Raw genomic sequence first — 24,667 nt, 5'->3', positions numbered from 1 at the left:
CGCGACGCAAAGGATGCACGTTTCGCCCACCGCCTACGTCAAATTGCGTATACGGTTTTCTCCCGCGCCAAACCATAGTCCCTCAAGCAACAGTTAACGGCGGGTTTTCGCCAGTGTTGTCGAATTCGAAGAGGGGATAAAACAATGAATTTCAAGAACTACGTCACGGGTGCCGTTATCGGTACCGTCCTGTCGACGTCGGCTTTGTTCAACGGCGCCGCCTATGCTGCGGACGACACGATCAAGGTCGGCATTCTTCATTCGCTTTCCGGCACCATGGCCATCTCCGAGACTACTCTCAAGGATGCCATGCTGATGCTCATCGACGAGCAGAACAAGAAGGGCGGCCTTCTCGGCAAGAAGCTCGAGGCCGTCGTCGTCGATCCCGCCTCCGATTGGCCGCTGTTTGCCGAAAAGGCCCGCGAGCTGATCCAGAAGGACAAGGTTGCCGCCGTCTTCGGTTGCTGGACGTCCTCGTCGCGCAAGTCTGTCCTGCCGGTATTCGAAGAGCTGAACTCGCTGCTGTTCTACCCGGTCCAGTATGAAGGCGAAGAATCTTCGCGTAACATCATCTACACCGGCGCAGCGCCGAACCAGCAGGCGATCCCTGCCGTCGACTACCTGATGCAGAAGGAAGGCGTGAAGCGCTTCGTTCTCGAAGGCACCGACTACGTCTATCCGCGCACCACCAACAAGATCCTTGAGGCCTACCTGATTTCCAAGGGTATTCCGAAGGAAGACATCATCACCAACTATACGCCTTTCGGCTTCTCCGATTGGCAGACGGAAGTGTCGAAGATCAAGGATTTCGGTTCGGCCGGCAAGAAGACCGCCGTCGTCTCGACAATCAACGGCGACGCCAACGTGCCGTTCTACAAGGAACTCGGCAACAAGGGCATCAAGGCCACCGACATCCCGGTCATCGCCTTCTCGGTCGGCGAGGAAGAGCTTGCCGGTCTCGACACCAAGCCACTGGTCGGCCATCTCGCTGCCTGGAACTACTTCGAATCCGTTGAAACGCCTGCCAACAAGGCCTTTATCAAGCAGTGGCACGCCTACACCAAGAATGACAAGCGCGTCACCAACGACCCGATGGAAGCTGCCTATATCGGCTTCAACGCCTGGGTTAAGGCTGTCCAGGCTGCCGGTTCGACCGATACCGACAAGGTGCTGGACTCGATCATCGGCACTACCGTTCCAAACCTGTCAGGCGGCTATGCGACCGTCATGCCGAACCACCACATCACCAAGCCTGTACTGATCGGCGAAATCCAGGGCAACGGCCAGTTCGACATTGTCCAGCAGACGCCTGCTGTCGTTGGCGACGAATGGTCGGACTACCTGCCCGACTCCAAGGACCTGATCTCCGATTGGCGCAAGCCGATGTCCTGCGGCAACTTCAACGTTGCCACCGGCAAGTGCGGCGGCAAGGGCATGTAATTCGATCGATGCCCGGGAGGTCACATTCCCGGGCATCATCCGCCAAGACTTTGCCTAAGCCTCTCCGGCGTCATGCTCGGGCTTGTCCCGAGCATCTGCGATCGCACGACTGGGTTGGATCCTCGGGTCAAGCCCGAGGATGACGACAGAGACGATGCCCCAAGGATGACAGCAGCGACGCTGGCCCGAGGAGACGGCAGACACGATGCAACGACACCAGAAAACAAACCTTCGCCTGGCCAAACCGGCCCGCAGCTTTACGATAACCGAGGCGAAAGAGCCGATGTATCGCGCCATCAAGATTTTCCTTGTGACCCTCTGCCTCGCCATGCCGGCTTTTGCGCCGGTGCTGAAGGCCGAAGACACCATTCACCCGCTGGTCGATGCACTCGGCGTCGGCGATTTTCCGGAACGCGAAGCGGCGATCAAGGCGCTGGTTGCCTCCAAGGACCCGCATGTCGGCAAGATTCTGCAGGAACTGAGCGACGGCCTGCTGTTCGTCAACCAGGACGGCGGTCCGGTGTTGCTGCAGGGCGGCACCGACGATGCGCCGACCTTTGCCGATCCGGTCACCGGCGAGGCGGTGGCCGACATCGATCCGGACACGATGACTAAGGTCAAGGTCAACAATTCTCTGCGCGGCGTAATCAGCGCCTCAATCGGCCAACTGACATTGCTGAGCCCGGATCGCGGCGCCCGCCTGGCGGCAGCCGAGGGCATGCTGAAGGATGCCGACCCCAGCAATATAGATCTGCTTAATTCCGCGCTGGCCGAGGAAAAAGATCCGCAGGTCAAGAAAACCATGGAAGCGGCGCGCGCTGTCGTGCTTTTGAAGACCGATGCCAGCCCGGCCGACAAGAAGGCTGCCATCGACATGATCGCGGCCCGTGGCGACCGCGATGCGCTGACAATCCTGACGGCAGCCATGCAGACGGCATCCGCCGAGCTGCAGCCTGCCATCCAGAAGGATATGGATGCGATCAAGGACAATCTGGCGCTCTGGGATGTGGCGCAAAATATCTGGTACGGCCTGTCGCTGAGCTCGGTGCTGATGCTGGCCGCCATCGGCCTCTCCATCACTTTTGGCGTCATGGGCGTCGTCAACATGGCGCATGGCGAAATGGTGATGCTCGGCGCCTACACGACCTATGTCGTGCAGGAGTCCATCACCCGATATGCGCCGGGACTTGCGGACTACTCCCTGGCCTTTGCAGTGCCCGCCGCCTTCCTGTTCACTGGCGCCGTCGGCTTCCTGATCGAGCGCACGGTCATCCGCTTCCTCTACAAGCGGCCGCTCGAAACGCTGCTCGCCACCTGGGGTATCTCGCTCATCCTGCAGCAGACGGTGCGATCGATCTTCGGCCCGACCAACCGGGAAGTCCGCAATCCCTCTTGGATGTCCGGCTCGTTCGACCTTGGCGGCCTCGATATCACCTGGAACCGGCTCTGGATCATCGCTTTTGCGCTGGTCGTCTTTGTCGCCCTGTTGCTGCTGTTGAAGCGCTCGTCGTTCGGGCTGCAGATGCGGGCGGTAACCCAGAACCGGCGTATGGCGTCCTCGATGGGTATCCGCACCGCCTGGGTCGATGCCTTCACCTTCGCGCTTGGCTCGGGCGTTGCCGGCATGGCTGGCGTCGCGCTCAGTCAGATCGATAATGTCTCGCCCAATCTCGGCCAGGCCTACATTATCGACAGCTTCATGGTCGTCGTCTTCGGCGGTGTCGGCAGTCTCTGGGGGACGCTGGTCGGCGCCATGTCGCTCGGCATCCTCAACAAGTTCCTCGAGCCCTATGCCGGCGCCGTGCTCGGCAAGATCCTGGTGCTCGTCCTCATCATCCTGTTCATCCAGAAGCGACCGCGTGGGCTCTTCGCACTCAAAGGAAGGGCGGTGGAAGCATGATAACGGCCTTCCTGCTCCGGTCTCTCGACCGCAAGATCATCATTGCAATCCTGCTGCTGATTGCAGTGGCAATCCTCGTCCCGGCGTCCAACCTCCTGACCAGCCCGCAGAGCGCATTGCATGTGCCGACCTACATCATGTCGCTGTTCGGCAAATACCTGACCTACGCGCTACTGGCGCTGGCGCTCGATCTCGTTTGGGGTTTTTGCGGCATCCTGTCGCTCGGCCACGGCGCCTTCTTCGCGCTCGGCGGCTATGCCATGGGCATGTACCTGATGCGCCAGATCGGTGCCCGCGGCTCCTACGGCAACGCGATCCTGCCCGATTTCATGGTGTTCCTGAACTACAAGGCGCTGCCGTGGTTCTGGTACGGGTTCGACCATTTCTGGTTTGCAGCACTGATGGTGCTGCTGGTGCCGGGGCTGCTCGCCTATGTATTCGGCTGGTTAGCCTTCCGCTCGCGCGTCAACGGCGTCTATCTCTCGATCATCACCCAGGCGATGACCTACGCGCTGCTGCTGGCCTTCTTCCGCAACGACATGGGTTTCGGCGGCAACAACGGCCTCACCGACTTCAAGGAGATCCTCGGCTACAACATTCAGGCCGACGGCACCCGTGCGGCGCTGTTCGCGCTGACCGCGCTGTTTCTGGCGCTGGCCCTGCTGATCGCGTCGGGTATCGTGCGCTCCAAGTTCGGCAAGGTGCTGGTCGGTGTTCGCGATGCCGAAAGCCGGACCCGCTTCCTCGGCTACCGTGTCGAGAACATCAAGCTGTTCACCTTCGTGGTCTCGGCGATGATGGCTGGCATTGCCGGTGCACTCTACGTGCCGCAGGTCGGCATCATCAACCCCGGCGAATTCGCACCGGCCAACTCCATCGAAGTGGTCATCTGGACGGCTGTCGGCGGGCGAGGCACGCTGATCGGTCCGATCATCGGGGCGATCCTCGTCAACGGCAGCAAGACGATCTTTACCGGCCTGTTTCCCGAAGTGTGGTTGTTTGCGCTCGGCGGGCTATTCGTCGCCGTGACGCTGTTCCTGCCACGTGGCGTGGTCGGCACGATTGCCCATTACGGCACCGGCGGCGGCAGGTCGCGGCGGGCGTCCGCGGCGGCGGAAAAAGGCGAGAGCGACGAACCCATTCAGGCGGCGGAGTAAGAGCATGATCACGGACGGCAAACCCACAAGCATGCTCTACCTCAACAACGTGTCTGTCTCCTTTGACGGGTTCAAGGCGCTGAATTCGCTGTCGATGGTCATCGAGCCCGGCGAACTCAGGGCGATCATCGGCCCGAACGGTGCCGGCAAGACGACGATGATGGACATCATCACCGGCAAGACCAAGCCGGATTCGGGCGAGGTGTTCTTCAACGGCGCCGTCGATCTCACCAAGAAGGACGAGGCCGACATTGCGCTTCTCGGCATCGGACGTAAATTCCAGAAGCCGACGGTGTTCGAGAGCCATACGGTCTGGGACAATCTGGAACTGGCACTGAACCGCAGTCGCGGCGTGTTCGCGACGCTGTTCTACAGGATGACCCCGACCGACCGCGCCCGCATCGACGAGATCCTCGATACCGTCCGGCTGCACCATCGGCGCGACGAGCTGGCGGCCAACCTCAGCCATGGCCAGAAGCAGTGGCTTGAGATCGGCATGCTGCTGGCGCAGGAGCCGAAGCTGCTGCTGGTCGACGAGCCGGTGGCCGGGATGACGGACGCGGAGACGGCGGAAACGGCGATCCTGCTAAAGGAAATCGCCAAGACCCGCTCGGTGGTTGTCGTCGAGCACGACATGGGCTTCATCCGCGATCTCGGCGTCAAGGTGACGTGTCTCGCTGAAGGCTCCGTGCTGGCCGAAGGCTCGATCGATTTCGTCAGCAGCGATCCGAAGGTGATCGAGAATTATCTGGGGCGATGATGAACGGGATGATCCACAGCTTGGGGTGGGCTTACCCCCCTCTGTCAGCTTCGCTGACATCTCCCCCACAAGGGGGGAGATCCTTCTTTTCCCTTTCTGGCCAAAAGGTCTCGGCTGATCTCCCCCCTTGTGGGGGAGATGTCCCGGAGGGACAGAGGGGGGTGCCCGCCCCGATGAATGAGGAACCCGCACCATGCTGACCGTCGAAAACGCAAATCTCCATTACGGCGCCGCCCAAGCACTCCGGGGCATTTCGATCAAGGCGGAGATGGGGAAGATCACCTGCGTACTGGGGCGCAACGGCGTCGGCAAGAGCTCGCTGCTGCGGGCTGTCACCGGCCAGCATGCGCTGAGTGCCGGCAGTATCAGCTTCAACGATCATAAGCTTGACGGCCTGGCGCCCTATGCGCGGGCAAAGCAGGGTATCGGCTATGTGCCGCAGGGGCGCGAGATTTTTCCGCTGCTGACGGTGAAGGAAAATCTCGAGACCGGCTTTGCGCCGCTGGCGCGCCGCGACCGGACGGTGCCGGAGGATATCTTCCAATTGTTTCCGGTGCTGAAATCCATGCTGTCGCGGCGGGGCGGCGATCTCTCGGGCGGGCAGCAGCAGCAGTTAGCCATCGGCCGGGCGCTGGTGACGCGGCCGAAGATCCTCGTGCTCGACGAGCCGACGGAAGGTATCCAGCCCTCGATCATCAAGGACATTGGCCGCGCCATCCAGTACTTGCGGGATTCCACCGGCATGGCGATCCTGTTGGTCGAGCAATATCTCGATTTCTGCCGGGAGCTTGCCGACTATGTCTACATCATGGACCGCGGCGAGATCGTTCATGAAGGGCTGGCCGAAACGCTGGATACGCCGGAAGCCCGCCGCCACCTGACGGTATGATGGACACTTCGCAGAAATACGGCGAAACGAAAAAGAGCTTGCATTCAGACGCTTGCGAGGTTGAATGGCGGCTATTGTGTAAGTTTATCGCAAGGATCGCATGATGACGACGATGGCAGCGAGCACCAGGCCGCAAAGGGCCGAGGGACGCGGCCACCTGGCAGCGAAGTGGCTCGACGGACGTACCCGGCTGGCCGAATTCTTCCAGGAAGGGGCTGCCAAGATCCGCCTGCCCGACACCTTCGACAACTCGATGGAAGCCGTCATCATCAACACGGCCGGCGGGCTGACCGGTGGAGACCGCATGGACTGGAGCGTCACGGCGGCGGCGCAGACACGCATCGACGTGACAACGCAGGCCTGCGAGAAGATCTACAAGGCATCCGCCGGTATTGCCGAAATCAGGACGCGGATCGAGGTCGGTGCCGGAGCGCGGGTGGACTGGTTGCCGCAGGAAACGATCCTCTTCGACCGTGCTGCGCTGTCGCGCACGCTCGATGTCGACCTCGACGGGACGGCAGAATTCCTCGCTGTCGAAGCCGTATTGCTGGGCCGCAAGGCGATGGGCGAGGCGATGCTGACCGGGCTTTTTCGCGACCGCTGGCGTATTCGCCGGGCCGGCCGGCTGATCCATGCCGAGGACTTGCGGCTCGACGGCGATGTGGCGGCGCTGACTGCCGAGCGGGCGGTGCTGGGCGGGCAGGTTGCCTTCGTCACGGTTCTCTACGCAGGCCCCTCGGCGGAGCGCTATCTCTCGACCGTTCGGCCGATGCTGGAGGGGCGCAACGGGGGCGTCAGCCACTGGAACGGCAAGCTGGTGATCCGGCTTGCGGCGGCAGATGGCTTTGCGCTCAGAAAAATCCTTATCCCGATCATTTCGGCCTTGCGCAATGGCGCGCCAGTGCCGAAAGTCTGGAATCTCTAGTTCAAGCGATAGGCAGACGATGAACCTCACTCCGAGAGAAAAAGACAAGCTGTTGATTTCCATGGCGGCGATGGTGGCGCGCCGGCGGCTTGAGCGCGGCGTCAAGCTCAATTATCCCGAGGCCATCGCGCTGATCAGCGACTTTGTCGTCGAGGGCGCACGCGACGGCCGATCCGTTGCCGACCTCATGTCCGCCGGCGCCCATGTCATCGGTCGCGACCAGGTGATGGAAGGCATTGCCGAGATGATCCACGATGTGCAGGTCGAGGCGACCTTCCCGGATGGCACCAAGCTTGTCACCGTCCACGAACCTATCCGGTAACCTGTCATGCTCGAGCTCAGGCCCAATTGCGAATGCTGCGATCGCGACCTGCCGGCGGATAGCCGCGAGGCGATGATGTGCAGCTTCGAATGCACCTATTGTGCCGATTGCGCCTCCGGCACGCTTTCCGGCATATGCCCGAACTGCGGTGGTGAGCTGGTCCGTCGTCCGGTACGGCCGGCAGCAAAACTTGCGGCCAATCCGGCCTCGACGAAACGTATATTGAAGGCCGGGGGCTGCCCGCCCGCCGAGGCCGCATGAAGAGGAGCATCCGATGATCCCCGGTGAAATCATTGCCGCCAGCGGCGATATCGAATTGAACGCCGGCGCCCCGACGATCTCCATCGACGTGTCCAATACCGGCGACAGGCCGGTGCAGGTCGGCAGCCACTACCATTTCGCTGAGACAAACGGCGGGCTCGCCTTCGACCGCGAGCAGGCGAGGGGCATGCGGCTCGATATTCCAGCCGGGACGGCCGTTAGGTTCGAGCCAGGCCAGACCCGCTCTGTGACGCTCATTCCCCTTTCCGGCAAGCGCGAGGTCTACGGTTTTCGCCAGCTGGTCATGGGCAAGCTCTGATCCCACCCCACTGAGGACAGCTGATGCGTTTGAACCTGATGATGGCTGCGGCAGGCATGATGATGGCGATGGCCCACGGTCTAGCCTTGGCCGACGAAACGCCCGACTGCAGCAAGGCCGAAACGCAAATGGATATGAACATCTGCGCGGAACAGGATTTCGATACGGCGGATGCCGAGCTGAACGCGCAATACAAGAAGACCCGGGCGGCCCTGCAGGCAGTCGATGCCGATCTCGAAGGAGAGATGAAGGGCGCTGAGAAGGCACTGCTTGCCGGACAGCGCGGCTGGATCGCCTACCGGGACGGTCAATGCGAGGCAGAGGGCTTCCAGGCGCGCGGCGGATCGATGGAGCCAATGCTCGTCTCAAGTTGCAAGGCGACGATGACCCGGCTGCGGACAAAGGAACTGAAGGAAATGGCGGAAGGGTCGGGAAATTGAGCTTCGTCGAACGATGCCGCCGGCCCCGCTGGTGACCACGCCTCGGCTCCTTCTTCCAGCAAAGCAAGCCGCCGATATCCCGGATTCGTTCCCCGGATGGCACGGTAACACATCGACCGACAGCGACGACCTAGACAAAGCATAAGCCAGAGACACGCAACTATCCGAGCTCCAGAGGTAAAAAGACGATGGCCTACAAGATCTCCCGCGCCGCCTATGCCAACATGTTCGGGCCGACCACCGGCGACAAGGTGCGGCTTGCCGACACCGAACTGTTCATCGAGGTCGAGAAGGATTTCACCACCTATGGCGAAGAGGTGAAGTTCGGCGGTGGCAAAGTCATCCGCGACGGCATGGGGCAGAGCCAGGTGACGCGCGCCGACGGTGCCGTCGATACGGTCATCACCAATGCGCTGATCATCGACACCTGGGGCATCGTCAAGGCAGATATCGGCCTTAAGGATGGACGCATCGTGGCCATCGGCAAGGCCGGTAATCCCGACATGCAGCCTGGCGTCAACATCATTGTCGGACCGGGCACGGAGGCGATTGCCGCCGAAGGCAAGATCATCACCGCCGGCGGCATGGACAGCCACATCCACTTCATCGCGCCGCAGCAGATCGAAGAAGCGCTGATGTCCGGCATCACCTGCATGCTGGGCGGCGGTACCGGCCCGGCGCACGGCACGCTCGCCACCACCTGCACGCCCGGTCCCTGGCATATCGCGCGGATGATCGAGGCTGCCGACGCGTTTCCGATGAACCTCGCCTTTGCCGGCAAGGGCAATGCCTCGCTGCCGGGCGCGCTCGAGGAAATGGTGCTGGGCGGCGCCTGTGCGCTGAAGCTGCACGAAGACTGGGGTACGACGCCGGCGGCCATCGACTGCTGCCTGACGGTTGCCGACGAGTACGACGTGCAGGTGATGATCCACACGGACACGCTGAACGAAAGCGGCTTTGTCGAGGATACCATCGGATCGATCAAGGGCCGGACGATCCACGCCTTCCATACCGAGGGTGCGGGTGGCGGGCATGCGCCAGACATCATCAAGATCTGCGGCCAGCCGAATGTCATTCCGTCGTCGACGAACCCGACGCGGCCCTACACGGTCAACACGATTGCCGAGCACCTCGACATGCTGATGGTCTGCCATCACCTGTCGTCGTCGATCCCGGAAGACATTGCCTTTGCCGAGAGCCGCATCCGCAAGGAAACCATTGCGGCGGAAGATATCCTGCACGACATCGGCGCCTTTTCGATCATCTCTTCGGACAGCCAGGCCATGGGTCGCGTCGGGGAGGTGGCCATCCGCACCTGGCAGACAGCCGACAAGATGAAGCGCCAGCGCGGCAGGCTGGCGCAGGAAATCGGCGAAAACGACAATTTCAGGGTCAAGCGCTACATTGCCAAATATACCATCAATCCGGCGATTGCGCAGGGGTTGAGCCACGAGATCGGCTCTATCGAAGTCGGCAAGCGCGCCGATCTCGTCATGTGGAGCCCGGCGTTTTTCGGCGTCAAGCCGGACATGGTCATCATCGGCGGCACGATTGCGGCTGCTCCGATGGGCGATCCGAATGCCTCGATCCCGACCCCGCAGCCGGTCCACTACCGACCGATGTTCGGCGCCTTCGGCAAGAGCCTGACGAATTCCTCGGTGACATTCGTGTCGCAGGCGTCGCTGGATGCCGGACTTCAGGACAGGCTGGGTGTCGCCAAGAAGCTTGTTGCAGTCAAGAACACCCGCGGCGGCATCTCCAAGGCATCGATGATCCACAACGACCTGTTGCCGCATATCGAGGTCGATCCGGAAACCTACGAGGTGCGGGCGGACGGCGAGCTTCTCACCTGCGAGCCGGCGACGGTGCTGCCGATGGCGCAGCGCTACTTCCTGTTCTAGGCTACAAACAAATCGGCCCGCCAGCATCGCAAATGCTGGCGGGCCTTGATTTTCAACGAAAGCGTATCGGCAGGCGGACGCGTGCCGCTATCAGCCGAGGCTGTCTCCGAACATCGATGGATGCACGGCGTTCTTCGCCAGCAGTTCAGCGCGTCGACGGCGTCTGCCAACGACGTTTGCACGACAGATCGCGCGCCTGACTATCTTGGCGCTTAAAAAAGTTTTGATGTTGAGCATGTGATTTGCGTGTACTTTTGTTCCGAGGAGGCCGCGTGTACGCCCCGTGGAGCCTTGTCACAATACCTTCATATTTCACTGCAGCTATGCAAAATGCGTGGGTTGACGATTGCAAACGCGGGCGGGGCTGGGTGGACAGTGCAATAACGACGCGAATTTCGGCTGCTTCGCTAAGTATTTCCGCATGCGCCTGGCTGTCTCTCGCTTAAGTCGCTCTTCGCGGGAACTTATGGAGCGCTCAACCATTTCGCCAGCAACACACCAACCCTGGCGAGGTTCACATGAAAACTTTTCCGAAAACAACCGTCATCATCCTGGGGCTTCTCGCGGCTGTAACCTCTGTCGGCGTTTACGGGGCTTCCGCGGGCGGCAGTGCTGTACTGGAGCGGCCGACGACAGGCCAGGCCGACACGAGCGTGTCCAGCGACGAAGTCCGTCCTAGCAGGGTGGTGCGTGTGGTCGGTCCACAGTTCTTCCCCGACAATGGCGATATCAAGCTGCACGGCGCGGGCGGCAAACCCAATCGCCAATAATAGTACCCGGGAACTGCCGGCCAAGAGGGAGGAGAAGTCATGACGCTGTCGATGAGGGACGGTTTCCCACCCTTTCTGTCGGATGAGAACGGCCATATCTCGGTGTGCGACGAAAGCCAGAACTGGCTGGTAATTGTCACCCACGAGGCGCTCGAGGATGTCGCCGAGCCTGCGGATGCGTCCCTTTCGCGGTTGCTTGAATATCAGTCCCTGTTTCTCGAGGTTGCAGCCTTCAAGCTGGAGCATGGCCGCGCCGGCGAGGACGATACGATCTGGATTCAGACGGACGATCTAAGGGAATGGCAGTCGCTCCAGACGTCCTGAAGCCGTCACAGCCTATCCATTGACAAGCATGCCATGCGCTTCCCGCATGACTGTCGTGCGGGCCGGTGGACGCCCATTTTTATGCTGCACTGCCGCAATTTCTTCGCTACGGAAGGGTATTCAATCGGGCCAGTAGATTTTCTCCCAAGACTTGCTGCTGACCCATCCTTCCAAGGAGACATGATTATGATGATCGGGAAAAAAGTACCCTCCGTCACCTTCCGCACCCGCGTTCGCGATGAATCTGTTGGTGGCTCCAACCCCTTCCGCTGGCAGGACATGACATCGGCCGACTATTTCGCCGGCAAGCGCGTCATCGTGTTTTCACTGCCGGGTGCGTTCACACCGACCTGCTCGACCTTCCAGCTCCCTGATTTCGAAAAGCTGTACGGTGAGTTCAAGGCCGCGGGCATCGACGATATCTACTGTATCTCGGTCAACGACGCCTTCGTCATGAATGCTTGGGGCAAGTCGCAGAACCTCGTCAATATCAAGCTCATTCCAGACGGTTCCGGCGAATTCACCCGCAAGATGGGCATGCTCGTCTGCAAGGACAATGTCGGCTTCGGCATGCGCTCCTGGCGCTACGCTGCCGTCATCAACGACGGCGTCGTCGAGCAGTGGTTTGAAGAAGAGGGCTATTCGGACAACGCCGAGAACGATCCCTACGGGATATCCTCGCCGCAGAATATCCTGGAGAACCTGAAGTCGCTCCAGGTCGCTGCCTAACACCAAAAGTGCGGCATTGGTTGAGCCCCGATTTCGGGGCTCAATTTGTTAGCGTCGCCGTGGCAGCGGGAACGCCCCTGCCTGGTTTTGATACGATTGCGTGCCGTATAGAGACAGAAATCCGGCAGCGATTTCGTTACGCATTCCCGTTGTCGACCACAACGAAGCTATCTAAATTAGACGATTGTAATCAATTGCTTATGGTTTGTTATTTCATCGTTCACAACTTCTCCATACGTCGCATTTTATCGATTTCCTTAACCCTCTGGAATGAGAACGGCGGCTATCCCAAATGCGGGTGTTCCGGGGGTTGGGAGGGCGGTTCGCATGTCTAAATGGATACCGCTACAGGTCGAGCTCGGTAACTTTCATCAACGCCGAACGATCTATATCTTCGCCTTAAAGGCGAGTTTTCTGTCGGTTCTCCTTTCTCTCATGGTGGTCGTGACGGCCTTGCCGGTCATGTCGTGGCTCGGGATCGTGACCCTGCCGCTGGCTGACTCCATCCGGCTCGGCATCATGCTTTCCTGGCTGATCGGGGGAACGGTGTCCGCCATTCTTGCGATGCTGACGGGCTACTCCATCCACGAAATTTCGGTTTCGCGCGCCGAGTTCGAGCGCTTAAGTCGCACCGACACTCTTTCAGGATTATTCAACCGCCGCGCCTTTGCCGAATTCATGGCGGGTGCGGATACCGAAGCGTCACTGGTCATCTTCGATGTCGATCGCTTCAAGTCCGTCAACGACCGCTTTGGCCATGCAGCCGGCGACGCGGTGATCGTCGCCATCTCAGGGGTCCTGTCGACAATTTTCAGCGAGCAGGCCGTGGTCGGTCGTCTCGGCGGGGAGGAGTTCGGTGTCTTGTTGTCAGGAGGCAGCGTCGCGGATCGTATCGCGCGGATCGAGGCGGCGAAGGCAATAGTCTGCAACACCAGCATCCTGATCGAATCTGGCGGAATTGCAGTCACCATCTCGGCCGGCATTGCCGACTTCACCACTGGACGCAGCCCGGAGGCTGTCTATGCAGCTGCCGACAACGCGCTTTATCTGGCAAAAGCGCTGGGCCGGAACCGGGTCGTGCATGAAAACGACCAATCTCAGAACGCTGTGCACTGTTCCAGTCTGCCTGAGGCTGACATGACTTTCCTCGCCGCGATGCCCCAGCGCGGGTTTGGCGCCTGGGAAACCAAACGTCGCGGTCGCATTCCTGTTGCATAGACGATGACTATTTTGCATGGTCACGCTTCACAGAAACGGAACCTTCCATGCAACGCATCACCTCCTATCTTCCGGCTGGCACCCCATCTTCCCATCCGATCGAAAAGGTCGTCCTGCCGCATGATCTGCGCCATTTGCGCCGCAAGCTTCTGCATCTGGAGAGCGGCGACATGGTCATGCTCGACCTCAAGGAAGCGGTTCTGCTGGCCCACGGTGATCTTCTGGTGCGCGAGGACGGCGAACTCATCGAGATCGTTGCTGCGCCCGAAAAGCTGTTCGAGATCAAGCCGCGTAACCGGCTGCATCTGATCGAGCTCGCCTGGCACCTCGGTAACCGGCATCTGCCGGCACAGATCGAGGAGGACCGTATCCTCATCCTGCGCGATCACGTCATTCGCTCGATGCTCGAAGGCCTGGGTGCTGATGTTGCCGATGTCACCGAGCCTTTCCAGCCGGCGCGAGGCGCCTACCATTCGCATGGTCACGGCCACGGCCATCCGGCACACGACTGACCGTCATGGGTGACGTGAGTGAAACAATCGCCTCGCTACGGCTGATGGCCTGGCTGTCGCCGGCCTTCCCGATTGGTTCGTTTGCTTATTCCGGAGGCCTCGAAAAAGCGGTGCATGACGGACTGGTGACCAATGCCCGGGATCTCGATGCATGGTTGTCCTCGGTCCTTACCCATGGCGCTGTCTGGAACGATGCGGTGTTGATGGCGGAGGCGCATACTTCGGCATCTGATCCCGAGCGGCTTGCTGCCTGCGCCGAACTCGCAGAAGCTTTGGCCGGTTCGCGGGAGCGGCATCAGGAAACAATGCTACTGGGGGAAGCTTTCCTGGCGACTGCCGGCGCATGGCCGCAGATGCCGGTGTCTGTTCCAGAAAAGCTTGCCTATCCCGTTGCCGTCGGCGCGGTGGCAGCAGCTCATGGGATCGGAGCCGGGGAGGCGATTGCTGCCTACCTGCACGCGTTCGTGTCGCAGGGCGTTTCGGCGTCCATCCGGCTGAGTGTCTGTGGCCAGAGCGACGGCGTCGGGGTGCTTGCAGGGCTTGAAACGCTGGTTGCGACTACCGCTGGAAAAGCAGCATCCTCCACCCTGGACGATCTTGGTTCGGCCGCTGTCCAGGCGGACATCGTCGCGCTCAGGCATGAGACGCAACGAGTGAGGCTGTTCCGGTCGTGATCGCTGCTCGGCCACTTCCATCCCGGCGGGGCGGGCCGCGACTACGTCATTTGCCTCTATCCGCCATCGTCGCGTTTCACTATCCTGTTGTTTTATCGGAGTTCGAACCATGAAATCCAGAAACGGTCCCTTGCGCGTCGGTATCGGCGGTCCTGTTGGCTCCGGCAAGACGGCGCTGACTGAGAAGCTGTGCAAGGCGCTGCGCGACGAGTATTCCGTCGCCGTCGTCACCAACGACATCTACACGACGGAAGATGCCGAGGCGCTGGTGCGGATGCAGGCGCTGCCGTCGGATCGAATTGTCGGCGTCGAGACCGGCGGTTGTCCGCACACCGCCATCCGCGAGGATGCGACAATCAACCTTCAGGCGATAGCCGGGCTGAATGCTCGAATTCCGGATCTCGACATCGTCTTCATTGAATCCGGTGGCGACAACCTCGCCGCAACATTTTCGCCGGATCTTGCCGACATCACCATCTATGTGATCTCGGTCTGCCAGGGGGAGGAAATCCCGCGCAAGGGTGGGCCCGGCATCACGAAATCGGACATGCTGGTCATCAACAAGAAGGACCTTGCGCCGCATGTCGGTGCCGATCTCGAGGTCATGGGCCGGGACGCGACCCGCATGCGGGCCGATCTGCCCTTTGTGTTCGCCGACATGAAGCGCGGCGACGGCGTCGGTACGATCGTTGATTTCCTCAAGCTCCACGGTGGCCTTTGAGGCTCAGACGTTTCTGAGCGCCTCCGGGTCGCTGATCTCGATCAGGCGGCCGTGGACCGTTACGCCGGAGCCCCGCAGTGTCGAGAACGCCCGCGACAAGGCTTCCGGCGCCAGGCCGAGTTTCCCGGCAAGCAGGCTTTTCGGGAAAGGCAGGCGGAGCTGTGCGGTTTCTACACTGCCTTCACAGGCATTAAGGAGGTAGTTGGCGACCCTCTGCGGGGCGGTCTGCAGCCTATCATTGGCGATGCAATCCATGCTTTCGAGAAAGTGGCCCGAGATAACGCCCACCATCGCCTTGTCGATCGCGCCATACCGCTCTGCAAGACGCCGCACAGAGCGCGTCTCGAACCGGCAGAGGAGCGTCGTGTCGGTCGCCTGCGCATTGTAGCGGTAGCCGCCTTCCGCATAGAGCACGCACTCTGCAAATGTGTCTTCGGGGCCGCATAGACGGATATCCGCCTCCCTGCCGTCCCTATTCAGGCGGTAGAGGCGAACATAGCCGCTCAGCACACAGTAGAAGAAGTCAGACGGTTCGTCTTGGCGGAATATGATATCGCGCGCTTCACAGTGGACGCCGGAGGCGCTCTCGACCATCTGGTCCGAGGCCTCTCCGATCAGTGAACTGATAAACGGCATTGTTCGGAGAAGCGACTTCTCCCGCTCGCCCATCGGCAGCAGACTGCTCATGCACGAAGCCCTCCAACAATATCATGTTCATCATAGCCACCCGTGGGTGTCGCCAACTTGACCTGGATCAAGGATGCCCTTGTCGGCCAGTCATCACGGCTGCTTTCGCAGCAGCCTGTCACTATCGCACATTATTCAGCGGCGTGAGGCGGTAAGTTCAGGATATTCCGTTTATCGTCGCCCGCCCGGTGGGAGCGATCCTTCTGCTCCAGCCGCTCGAAACGCCGCTCCAGATCGGTGAGTTCCGCCCGGTTCGCCGCCATGTCAGCTGCGAGGCTTTCCTGGGTAACGACCACGTCATCGGCGTCCCTGCGACCAACCAGCCGTCCGAAGATCCAGCCGAGCAGGCGCGACAGATCGTCCATGATCAGGAAGAAGGACGGGACGACGATCAGGCTCAGCACGGTCGAGACGATGATGCCGCCGATGACGGCAATCGCCATCGGTGCGCGGAACGAGCCGCCTTCGCCGACGCCCAACGCCGAGGGCAGCATGCCGGCCGACATGGCAATCGAGGTCATGATGATCGGCCGCGCGCGCTTGCGTCCGGCTTCGACCATGGCTTCGACGCGGGGCATGCCCTTGTGCATCATCTCAATGGCGAAATCGACGAGCAGGATGGCGTTTTTGGTGACGATGCCCATCAGCATGAGAATACCGATCAGCACCGGCATCGACAGCGGGTTGTGGGTGACGATCAGCGCGGCTGCGACGCCGCCGATGGCGAGCGGCAGCGAGAACAGGATGGTGAAGGGCTGGATGACATCCTTGAACAGCAGGATCAGCACAGAAAGCACCAGCAGCAGCCCGAGCAGCATGGCATTGATGAAGCCTTGCTGCATTTCGTTCTGTACCTTCGCGTCGCCGCTTTCGGCGAGATGGACACTTGCCGGAATTTTCGCGTCGGCGACAATCTGACGGAAACGGTCTGACGCACTGTTCAGCGCGACCCCCTGCGGCAGGTCGGCGCCGATGGAGACGACGCGGTAACGGTTGTTGCGCTTGATCGAGCTCAGGCCTTCGGAATAGTCGATGTCGGCCACGGTCGATAGCGGCACTGTGCCACCGGTTGCCGTCTGGATCCTGAGTGCGCGGATGGCGGCGAGATCGCGCCGCATGTCGAGAGATGCCTGGACGCGGATCGGAATCTGGCGGTCGTCGAGCGAGATCTTCGCAAGCAGCGAATCGCTGTCACCGATGGTCGCTACCCGCAAGGTGTCGGATATCGCCTGCGGCGTGATGCCGAGCCGGGCAGCCTCGTCCTTGCGCGGATGGATCTGCAGTTCCGGACGCGGCAAGGCGCCATCGGGGCTGACGTTTGCCAAAAGCGGATCGGCGCGCAGCTTCGATTCCAGCGTGGCGATGGCGCCGTTGAGATCGGTTGCGCTGCGTGATAGGAAGTTGAACGACAGGTCGCGTTCGCCGCGGTCGTTCAGCTTGGTGATCCGGACATCCGGGATATCGCGCAGCTTGGCAAAGACTTCCTTCTCGATATCCCACTGCGGACGGACGCGGCCCTTTGGTGTTACCTTTGGCAAATGCGGGCCGATAACCGGTATGGAGCCGACGACGTCGTTGACCAGCCTCGTTACCAGCGACTGGTCGCGCTTGAAAAGCCCGAGCGTCACGGTCGCGCGGCGCAGTTCCAGGTCGCCCTTCGGAGACGCTCCGCCGAGCACGAAGACACTTTCGACGCCGGCGATGTCCTTGACCCGCTTGTAGACGGCGTCGGTTGCCTTGTCGGTGTCGTCGAGGCGGGCATTCGGTGGCAGTTCGACGGAGAGCACGATCCGCGAGGCATCGTCCGGCGGCAGGAAGCTGCCCGGCACCTGGAAGAGAAAATAGACGGACCCGATCAGGAAGGCGATGGCCGCCAGCAGCGTCGTGTAGCGCCAGCGCGTCGTAACCCGGATCATCCGCGTGTAGCCGCGCATCATGCGCCCGTCATTGTCGTGATGATCGTCCATGCCGTCTTCGGCACGCATCAGGTAGGCCGCCATCATCGGCGTGATGAGCCGGGCGACCAGCAGCGAGAAGAACACGGAGAAGGCGACGGTGAGGCCGAACTGGATGAAATACTGGCCGGGGATCCCCGGCATGAAGGAGACGGGCACAAACACGGCGATGATGGTGAAGGTGGTGGCAATGACCGCCAGGCCAATTTCATCGGCCGCCTCGATAGCCGCACGATATGGTGTCTTGCCCATCTTGATGTGGCGGGCAATATTTTCGATCTCGACGATGGCGTCGTCGACGAGGATACCGGTCGCCAGCGTCAGTGCGAGGAAGCTCACCAGATTGAGCGAGAAGCCCATCAGGTCCATGATCCAGAAGGTGGGAATGGCCGACAGGGGGAGGGCGATGGCCGAGATCAGCGTTGCGCGCCAGTTCTTCAGGAACAGGAACACGACGATGACGGCGAGCAGCGCGCCTTCCATCAACGTGTCGATGGCCGCCTCGTAGTTGCCAAAGGTGAAGTAGACCGAATCGTCGATCAGCTCGATGCTGACGTTCGGGTTTTCCGTCCTGACCTTGGCAAGGCTTTCGGACACGGTCTTGGCGACGCTGACTTCGCTGGCACCCTTGGCGCGGAAGACGCCGAACGTGACCACCGGATTGTTGTTGAAGCGCGAGAAGGATTTCGGCTCCTCATAGGTATCCTTGATCGCGCCGAGGTCGGACAGCTTGACGAAGCGCCCGTTTGAAAGCGCAATCGTGGTATCCGCAAGCTGGGCCACGTCGCGGGCATCGCCGAGCACGCGGATTGCCTGCTCTGATCCGGCCACTTGGCCACGGCCTGAGCCGAGATCGATGTTGGTGCCGCGCAGTTGCTGGTTGACGCTGAGCGCGGTGATGCCATGGGCGTTCAGCTTGTCGGGATCGAGCTCGATCCGCACCTCGCGGTTCGCACCGCCGTATCGGTCGACGCGGCCGATGCCCTTCTGGCCCTGAAGCGAACGCTTCACGGTGTCGTCGACGAACCACGAGAGTTCCTCGAGCGTCATATTGGGAGAGGAGACCGCAAAGGTCTGGATCGCCTGGCCTTCGACATCGACCTTGGATACGATCGGTTCGTCCACGTTGCCCGGCAGGTTGCCGCGGATACGGTCGACGGCGTCCTTGGTGTCCTGGACGGCCTGCTGGGTCGGCACTTCGAGACGGAATACCACGACCGTCTGGGAAACGCCGTCATTGATCGTCGATTGGATTTCGTCGATGCCATTGATGCTGGCGACGGCGTCCTCGATCTCCTTGGTCACCTGCATTTCCAGTTCGGCCGGAGAGGCGCCGTTCTGGGTGACGGTGATGTTGACGACGGGCACGTCGATGTTCGGAAAACGGGTGATCGGCAGCTTGTTGAAAGCTTGCACGCCGACGAACAGCAGCAGAACGAACGCCAGCAGCGGTGCGACGGGATTGCGGATGGACCAGGCGGAGAAATTCATCTGAGCCTCGTTCAGTTCGTTGCAGCGGGCATATCGTGCACCGGCGTGATGTGGTCGCCGTCGCGCACGTAGGCACCCGCCTTGGCCACCACCTGGTCGCCGGCATTCAGGCCCTTGACGATCTGGATGTAGGCGCCGTCCTGGATGCCGGTTTCAACGCTGACGAACTTGACGATCCCGTTCTCGACCCTGCGGGCGGACGATCCCTGGGGTTCGTTGTTGACAGCCGTCAGCGGCAAGGCAATGCCGTCCGTCTGGTTGATGACGATCTCGGTGCTGCCGTACATGCCGGCGCGTGCCTTGCTGCCGTCGTCGATATAAATGTGGACCGCGCCGAGCCGGGTGACGGCATCGACGGTCGGGGAAACGAGGCGCACCGAGCCGGTCAGCTTTTCGCGACCGCCGGAGAGCGAGACGGTGGCCTTCTGCCCCGCCTGGATCTTGATGATGTCGCTCTCGGAGACGTCGGTGACCAACTCGAGGGCGCTGTCCCGGATGATGGTGAACAGCGGATCGCCGGAGCCGTTGGCAATGGCGCCGACGCGGGCATTGCGCGACGCGACGGTACCGCTGACAGGCGTCTTGACGCCGGTGCGGGCAAGCTTGAGGTCGATGTCGGCGATCTGGCTGTCGACCACCTTGAGATCGGCCTCCTCGACGGCGATCGCCTGTTCGGCCGATGTTACCCTTGCCTTGTTGGCTGCTGCAGACGCCGTTGCCTGCTCGACGGTGGATACCGAGACTGTGCCCTTTTCACCCATGGCGACGGAGCGTGCGCGCTGCAATTCGGTCTGGGCGTCGTTGGCCTGCGCCTCGATCAGCTGGGCGTGCAACTGGGCAAGCGTCGCCTGACCCTTGGCGCGCGTTGCCTGCGTCTCGGCCTTCTGGAGCACCAGCGCATCGTCACTCAGCGTCGCCAGCGTGCTGTCGGCCGTCACCTTGTCGCCGACGTCGGCATGCAACGTCTTGATCGGCAGGCCATCCACGAGCGGCTGGATATAGACTTCCTCGACTGCCTTGACCGTTCCGGTGGCGACGATCTTTTCGACCATGTTGCGCTTCACGGCCTGCGTAACGACGATGGCCGGAAGGTTCTGCTTGGGAGCCGCGACAGCAGTTTCCTCCGCGCGTGCGGCAAAGGCGGGCAGCAAGCTCAAGAGCAGGAATGCGGCGGTCTGGGCTTTGAGCGGCGTGCGGAACATACTGTTCTTTCGAATGTTGCGATCAATGTTCAGGCGTTTGGAAAATGCGGCAGTTCTCGATGCTCGGTTTATTCGCCATCTACAATAGCGCTCTCACCTGTGAAGGCACGCCGTAGACCTGTGTCCGAGGTTACGACCCGTTCCGAGCTTCGGATCATGAAGTTCAATACTAGCAAAAATAAGTTTTAAAAGCGCCTTGTTTCAAAGTTCCTGCGATCGCCTTCCGAATCGGAAGTGACGACACTCCGTTGGACTTCCTCAAGGCATCGGATGCTGTTCCGGTTCTACGAATTTTCGCCGAAAAGACTGGTCTTTCCGAGGACACCGAGCAGCATTTTCAATCCGGGCTGATGCACGGCTTCAATCGCCTCCGGAAAGGGCACCCATCTCATTATGCGCTGACCTTTCTCCGGAAACTCCGTAACGGCAAGGCGGACGTCGAGAAGGTGGACCGACACACGGTAAGACGCGCTTGCTCCCTCCTTGCGGTAGGCGAAGGCTCCAAGTATCTCGGGCGCGCATGTGCCTCGTATGCCGGCCTCCTCGAACGCTTCACGTTCCGCCGCCTGTGCGGTTGTCTCGCCAGCTTCTATATTGCCTTTGGGGATACCCCATCGCCCGCTCCGACGACTGGTGATCAGCAGCACCTCGCGCGAAATCCGGCGATAGCATATCGCGCCCGCCTGCTCAAACAGCGGCTGCGCGGTCTGCTTCAGGGCAGGCCCGCCCGTCTGCAGCTTCACCGTCGGCTCATCCATGGCAGCGCGCTCCTGGAGCCTTCAGCGGGGCACACACCGATGATGACGTCATCGCCAGAACCTTTTGACATCGAGCAGATCGTCCAGCGCATCCGCGGAGGCTTGGAGCAACTTGGTCTTCTTTCCCGTCGGCGATAGCCTGCCGGCATCCGGGTGGCCTTCCAGGCCGTGATCACGAAGGACAGATGGCGCGGTAGCGAGATCGTTGACGTCGCCCAGGTGTTCCTGAACTTTCTCCAGAGCTTTGACGAACTCCCTGTGGCGCCTTCGTCCCTGCTTGTCGCTGAACAAGGACGCGAAAAACTCGGCTCCGTATCGGAGTTTCTTCGCATCCTTTCTGACCTCATGGCGCTCCGTGTCGGTGCCATCAGCCAGAAGTTTCGCATTTCGCCTGATGGTCTTGCGCAGGCGGTCGAGGGCATGGGAGGCGAACTCCGAGGCCGGCGCGTGGCGCGCTTCCCGGGTTTCCTCCGTCTCCAGATAGGCTCCGCACCATAGCCACTCCATGAAATCCATGGCCATCTGCCGTGCGCGCAGAGATGCCATCGCCTCTATTGCGAGATCGTATTTTTCGGTGCGCAGAACCTTCAGGCGGTCGCGAAGCTCGCCGTTGTCCGCAGTCGATACGAGGATGTCGAAGTTGCGGGCGTCGCCCATGATCGAGGCCAGCCATTTCAGCTCTGCGGCAATTCTGCCTGCTTCGGGATCGACGAGGATCGGCTTGAAGATGGACACGGCCGAACGGAGCCTTCGCAGTGCGACGCGGCCCTGATGCAGCGCTTCCGGATTTCGTCGATCGGCAAGCACCGTCTCGTTCAGGCGAAATTGGCGGAAGCACGATTGGGCAATGGTTTGGAAGGCCGTCACGGCGTTGGCGGTTCGGTCGAGTTGCACGGGCTCGGCTTTAAAGAAATTCTGCAACGGCGCGATCAGGGCGTAGCCGCGTTCGGATTTGGAAAGCACTCCGAGGCGCAAGGCGTCGATATCCTGGATCTTGCGCGCGGCGCGGAAGAGATCGAGGGTGTGGCCGTCCTTCAATTCCAGTTCGACCTCGCACACTGGGCTGCGACGGTCTCCGGCGATGACGATGCCCTCGTCGACGACGATTTCGATTTCGGAGCTGTCCTCCCTGTGCAGCCACTTCTTTCGCTGCACCTGCACGATGAACTGGACCACCAGTTCATCGGCATCGAGATCGGGCCATAGGTCGGTGGATATGGGCGCTGTATGATCGAGAACAGGGATGTCCGTCTGGACGATCGATTCCCATTCGGGCCTTGCAAACAGGCCGGCAGTGCTCTGGTGCGTTGCCTTGATCGTCTGGGTGCGGACATCGCCTGCCTGCCGGATGCGAAGCGAGAAACCGGCCTTGCGGAGCGTCTGGTCAGCAGTGTCGAAGTAGAGCGCGCGCTGCTGGAAGACCGCCGATGGCTCGCCCAGCAATGGCGAGTTCAGAAGCCTGTCCTTGGCTTCCTGCGATAATTCCAGCTTCAGTTCGATTTCGCGTGTCAAATGTCATTCTCCAGGTTGCAACACGCCATAGCCCTCAAGTGTTAAGGCTTGCCGCTCCAGCCTTCCCGACGCCACTGGTCCGCACGCTCGTCGATGTCGATGGAGCCTTCGTCGTCGAGGATATTGCGGGCGATGTCGTACTGCGCCTTGTCGACGTCGATCACCGACACCAGGAAACCGCCGCGTCGAAGGCCTTCGGAATAGGCGGCCCGCTCGTGATCGGCGAAGAACCACTTTTCGAGCTGGTGCCAGAAGTCCACCGGCTCCGCTGCAGTCGCCGGCTTGTCGCCTTCGCTGGCGATACTAGGGAGGAAATGGACTGCTTCGGACGGAATGCCTGCGTCTTGCAGGCGGGCGACTGCAGACGCTGCTTCGCTCCTCCTGTCGAAGATCGCTGAGAGCGTGCAGGCGGACGCCGGGTGGAAATCCGGGTCGTTTTCACTGGAGATGGTGTTCATATCGTTCTCCTCGTTCGGCTGCGATCAAAGCGAGTGTCGCTGGAAATAGCGCGGCTGGCAACACGCAGTCCGCTACCGCGCGGACGCTCCAACGCGAGCTGAAAATCTGCAGGTCGAAGGACCCAGATATCGCCACGATAGCTGCTGCGGGTGACAATCAGTTTACAGCCCGTACGCTTTTATTTTGGCAGGTTTGGGCGAAAGTGGTGACGACCCGATCGGTCCGGAGCCTTTTTTTCGTCTTGGATCGCGGGATATCGGTCGTCTTCGGATCTGACTCGACAATTTCACTGCCCCCTCAAACGCAGAAACGCGCAGGCATGAGAGCCCGCGCGTTTCAGGACTATTCGAGCGTCAAAACTACTTCAGCGCGGCATCGGTGATGGCGTGCGTCCAGGCGTCCTTGGGCTCCTTCGTGATGATCTTCTGATCCAGCAGGGCCTTTTCGGTGCGTTCGTAGAGTGCCTTGTCGAGCTTGCCGGAGCCGATCAGCTTGGCGACTTCGCCGGCCATGAACTTCTGGTGGGCTTCGTCCTGCCCACCGTTGTCGACGACGATTTCAGCGGCTTCGTCAGGATGCTCGACGGCATATTTCCAGCCCTTCATGGAGGCGCGGACGAACTTGACCATCTTCTCCTTGAAGGCGGCGTCCTTCAGCTTCGTCTCGCTGGCGTAGAGGCCGTCTTCCAGCAGGTTGACGCCGAGTTTGGTGTAATTGAAGACGGTGAGGTCTTCCGGCTTGAAGCCTGCGTCGAGTACCTGGCCGTATTCGTTGTAGGTCATGACCGAGATGCAGTCGGCCTGCTTCTGGATCAGCGGCTGGACGTCGAAACTCTGCTTCAGGACGGTGACGCCGTCCGTGCCGCCCGATGTCGGGATCTTCAGCTTGTTCATCCAGGCAAAGAACGGATATTCGTTGCCGTAGAACCAGACGCCGAGCGTGTGGCCCTTGAAGTCGGCTTCGGTCTTGACCGGGCCGTCCTTGCGGCAGACCATTTCAAGGCCGGACTTCTCGAAGGGCTGGGCGATGTTGATCAGCGGCACGCCCTTTTCGCGGGCAACCAGGGCACCGCCCATCCAGTCGACGATGACGTCGGCGCCGCCGCCGGCGATGATCTGCTCAGGGGCGACGTCAGGGCCGCCCGGTTTGATGTCGACGTCGAGGCCTTCCGCCTTGTAGAAACCCTTGTCCTTGGCGACGTAATAGCCGCCGAACTGGGCCTGTGCGACCCATTTCAGCTGCAGCGTCACCTTGTCGGCAGCCAGTGCCGATTGGGCTGCGGCAAGTGCGATGGTGCTGGCCATCAATGTCATGATTATTTTTTTCATTTTCTTCCCTTTT

The 24,667-nt window shown here is 60.9% G+C and carries 25 protein-coding genes; 18 read left to right on the top strand and 7 right to left on the bottom strand.

Features of this window, described 5'->3' with window-relative positions:
- Positions 1-144 precede the first annotated feature (144 nt).
- The 18 genes from urtA (at position 145) to ureG (ending at position 15,262) form a co-directional block, all read left to right on the top strand.
- A complete protein-coding gene (gene urtA, locus PR017_RS11020) occupies positions 145-1,440 on the top strand; it encodes an urea ABC transporter substrate-binding protein (RefSeq protein WP_111222530.1) in 1,296 nt (431 codons plus the stop codon).
- Positions 1,441-1,723: 283 nt separating this feature from the next.
- A complete protein-coding gene (gene urtB, locus PR017_RS11015) occupies positions 1,724-3,340 on the top strand; it encodes an urea ABC transporter permease subunit UrtB (RefSeq protein WP_111222531.1) in 1,617 nt (538 codons plus the stop codon).
- Positions 3,337-4,497 carry an urea ABC transporter permease subunit UrtC gene (gene urtC, locus PR017_RS11010; RefSeq protein WP_111222532.1) on the top strand — a complete coding sequence of 387 codons (1,161 nt, stop codon included), beginning with the start codon at positions 3,337-3,339 and terminating at the stop codon, positions 4,495-4,497. Before urtB ends, urtC begins: the two co-directional genes overlap by 4 nt.
- 4 nt (positions 4,498-4,501) lie before the next feature.
- Positions 4,502-5,257, top strand: a complete 756-nt coding sequence (gene urtD / locus PR017_RS11005) for an urea ABC transporter ATP-binding protein UrtD (RefSeq protein WP_111222533.1) — start codon at positions 4,502-4,504, stop codon at positions 5,255-5,257.
- 193 nt (positions 5,258-5,450) lie between these two features.
- Entirely contained in the window at positions 5,451-6,146 is a 696-nt protein-coding gene (gene urtE / locus PR017_RS11000) for an urea ABC transporter ATP-binding subunit UrtE (protein WP_111222534.1), read from the top strand.
- A 103-nt stretch (positions 6,147-6,249) separates the two neighbouring features.
- The gene (locus PR017_RS10995) at positions 6,250-7,071 is read left to right on the top strand and encodes an urease accessory protein UreD (RefSeq protein WP_111222985.1); all 822 of its coding nucleotides are present in this window, start codon (positions 6,250-6,252) and stop codon (positions 7,069-7,071) included.
- Positions 7,072-7,090: 19 nt separating this feature from the next.
- On the top strand, positions 7,091-7,393 hold the full coding sequence (locus PR017_RS10990) for an urease subunit gamma (RefSeq protein WP_111222535.1): 303 nt from the start codon (positions 7,091-7,093) through the stop codon (positions 7,391-7,393).
- 6 nt (positions 7,394-7,399) lie between these two features.
- Complete coding sequence (locus PR017_RS10985; RefSeq protein ID WP_111222536.1) at positions 7,400-7,654, top strand: DUF1272 domain-containing protein; 255 nt, start codon at positions 7,400-7,402, stop codon at positions 7,652-7,654.
- A 13-nt stretch (positions 7,655-7,667) separates the two neighbouring features.
- Positions 7,668-7,973, top strand: coding sequence for an urease subunit beta (locus PR017_RS10980; RefSeq protein ID WP_111222537.1), 306 nt, complete (start codon positions 7,668-7,670; stop codon positions 7,971-7,973).
- Positions 7,974-7,996: 23 nt separating this feature from the next.
- On the top strand, positions 7,997-8,413 hold the full coding sequence (locus tag PR017_RS10975) for a lysozyme inhibitor LprI family protein (RefSeq protein ID WP_111222538.1): 417 nt from the start codon (positions 7,997-7,999) through the stop codon (positions 8,411-8,413).
- A 188-nt stretch (positions 8,414-8,601) separates the two neighbouring features.
- A complete protein-coding gene (gene ureC, locus PR017_RS10970; protein ID WP_111222539.1) occupies positions 8,602-10,314 on the top strand; it encodes an urease subunit alpha in 1,713 nt (570 codons plus the stop codon).
- A gap of 518 nt (positions 10,315-10,832) precedes the next feature.
- Positions 10,833-11,084: a hypothetical protein gene (locus PR017_RS10965; RefSeq protein WP_111222540.1), complete on the top strand. Its 252-nt coding sequence runs from the start codon at positions 10,833-10,835 to the stop codon at positions 11,082-11,084.
- A 39-nt stretch (positions 11,085-11,123) separates the two neighbouring features.
- Entirely contained in the window at positions 11,124-11,408 is a 285-nt protein-coding gene (locus tag PR017_RS10960) for a hypothetical protein (protein WP_111222541.1), read from the top strand.
- Between the two features lie 189 nt (positions 11,409-11,597).
- The gene (locus PR017_RS10955; RefSeq protein ID WP_111222986.1) at positions 11,598-12,137 is read left to right on the top strand and encodes a peroxiredoxin; all 540 of its coding nucleotides are present in this window, start codon (positions 11,598-11,600) and stop codon (positions 12,135-12,137) included.
- A 327-nt stretch (positions 12,138-12,464) separates the two neighbouring features.
- Positions 12,465-13,355 (top strand): GGDEF domain-containing protein, encoded by an 891-nt coding sequence (locus PR017_RS10950; RefSeq protein ID WP_161959387.1) that lies wholly within the window; start codon positions 12,465-12,467, stop codon positions 13,353-13,355.
- Between the two features lie 47 nt (positions 13,356-13,402).
- Positions 13,403-13,867 (top strand): urease accessory protein UreE, encoded by a 465-nt coding sequence (gene ureE / locus PR017_RS10945; RefSeq protein ID WP_111222543.1) that lies wholly within the window; start codon positions 13,403-13,405, stop codon positions 13,865-13,867.
- Between the two features lie 5 nt (positions 13,868-13,872).
- A complete protein-coding gene (locus tag PR017_RS10940) occupies positions 13,873-14,541 on the top strand; it encodes an urease accessory protein UreF (protein ID WP_111222544.1) in 669 nt (222 codons plus the stop codon).
- 109 nt (positions 14,542-14,650) lie between these two features.
- Complete coding sequence (gene ureG / locus PR017_RS10935) at positions 14,651-15,262, top strand: urease accessory protein UreG (protein WP_111222545.1); 612 nt, start codon at positions 14,651-14,653, stop codon at positions 15,260-15,262.
- 3 nt (positions 15,263-15,265) lie between these two features.
- On the opposite strand, the gene PR017_RS10930 is transcribed toward ureG, so the two are convergent.
- The 7 genes from PR017_RS10930 to PR017_RS10900 form a co-directional block, all read right to left on the bottom strand.
- Entirely contained in the window at positions 15,266-15,949 is a 684-nt protein-coding gene (locus PR017_RS10930) for a Crp/Fnr family transcriptional regulator (protein ID WP_111222546.1), read from the bottom strand.
- Positions 15,950-16,080: 131 nt separating this feature from the next.
- A complete protein-coding gene (locus tag PR017_RS10925) occupies positions 16,081-19,395 on the bottom strand; it encodes an efflux RND transporter permease subunit (protein WP_111222547.1) in 3,315 nt (1,104 codons plus the stop codon).
- Positions 19,396-19,406: 11 nt separating this feature from the next.
- Positions 19,407-20,597 carry an efflux RND transporter periplasmic adaptor subunit gene (locus PR017_RS10920; protein WP_111222548.1) on the bottom strand — a complete coding sequence of 397 codons (1,191 nt, stop codon included), beginning with the start codon at positions 20,595-20,597 and terminating at the stop codon, positions 19,407-19,409.
- Positions 20,598-20,881: 284 nt separating this feature from the next.
- Positions 20,882-21,355 carry an NUDIX hydrolase gene (locus PR017_RS10915; protein WP_111222549.1) on the bottom strand — a complete coding sequence of 158 codons (474 nt, stop codon included), beginning with the start codon at positions 21,353-21,355 and terminating at the stop codon, positions 20,882-20,884.
- 48 nt (positions 21,356-21,403) lie between these two features.
- The gene (locus PR017_RS10910; protein ID WP_111222550.1) at positions 21,404-22,867 is read right to left on the bottom strand and encodes a CYTH and CHAD domain-containing protein; all 1,464 of its coding nucleotides are present in this window, start codon (positions 22,865-22,867) and stop codon (positions 21,404-21,406) included.
- A gap of 41 nt (positions 22,868-22,908) precedes the next feature.
- Entirely contained in the window at positions 22,909-23,325 is a 417-nt protein-coding gene (locus tag PR017_RS10905; protein WP_111222551.1) for a hypothetical protein, read from the bottom strand.
- Positions 23,326-23,685: 360 nt separating this feature from the next.
- Positions 23,686-24,654, bottom strand: a complete 969-nt coding sequence (locus PR017_RS10900; protein ID WP_111222552.1) for an ABC transporter substrate-binding protein — start codon at positions 24,652-24,654, stop codon at positions 23,686-23,688.
- Between the last annotated feature and the right edge of the window lie 13 nt (positions 24,655-24,667).

This window comes from Rhizobium tumorigenes (assembly GCF_003240565.2).
Taxonomy (GTDB): domain Bacteria; phylum Pseudomonadota; class Alphaproteobacteria; order Rhizobiales; family Rhizobiaceae; genus Rhizobium; species Rhizobium tumorigenes.
Note: the sequence above shows the minus strand (reverse complement) of the source record. Positions and strands in the feature narration are given on the sequence as shown.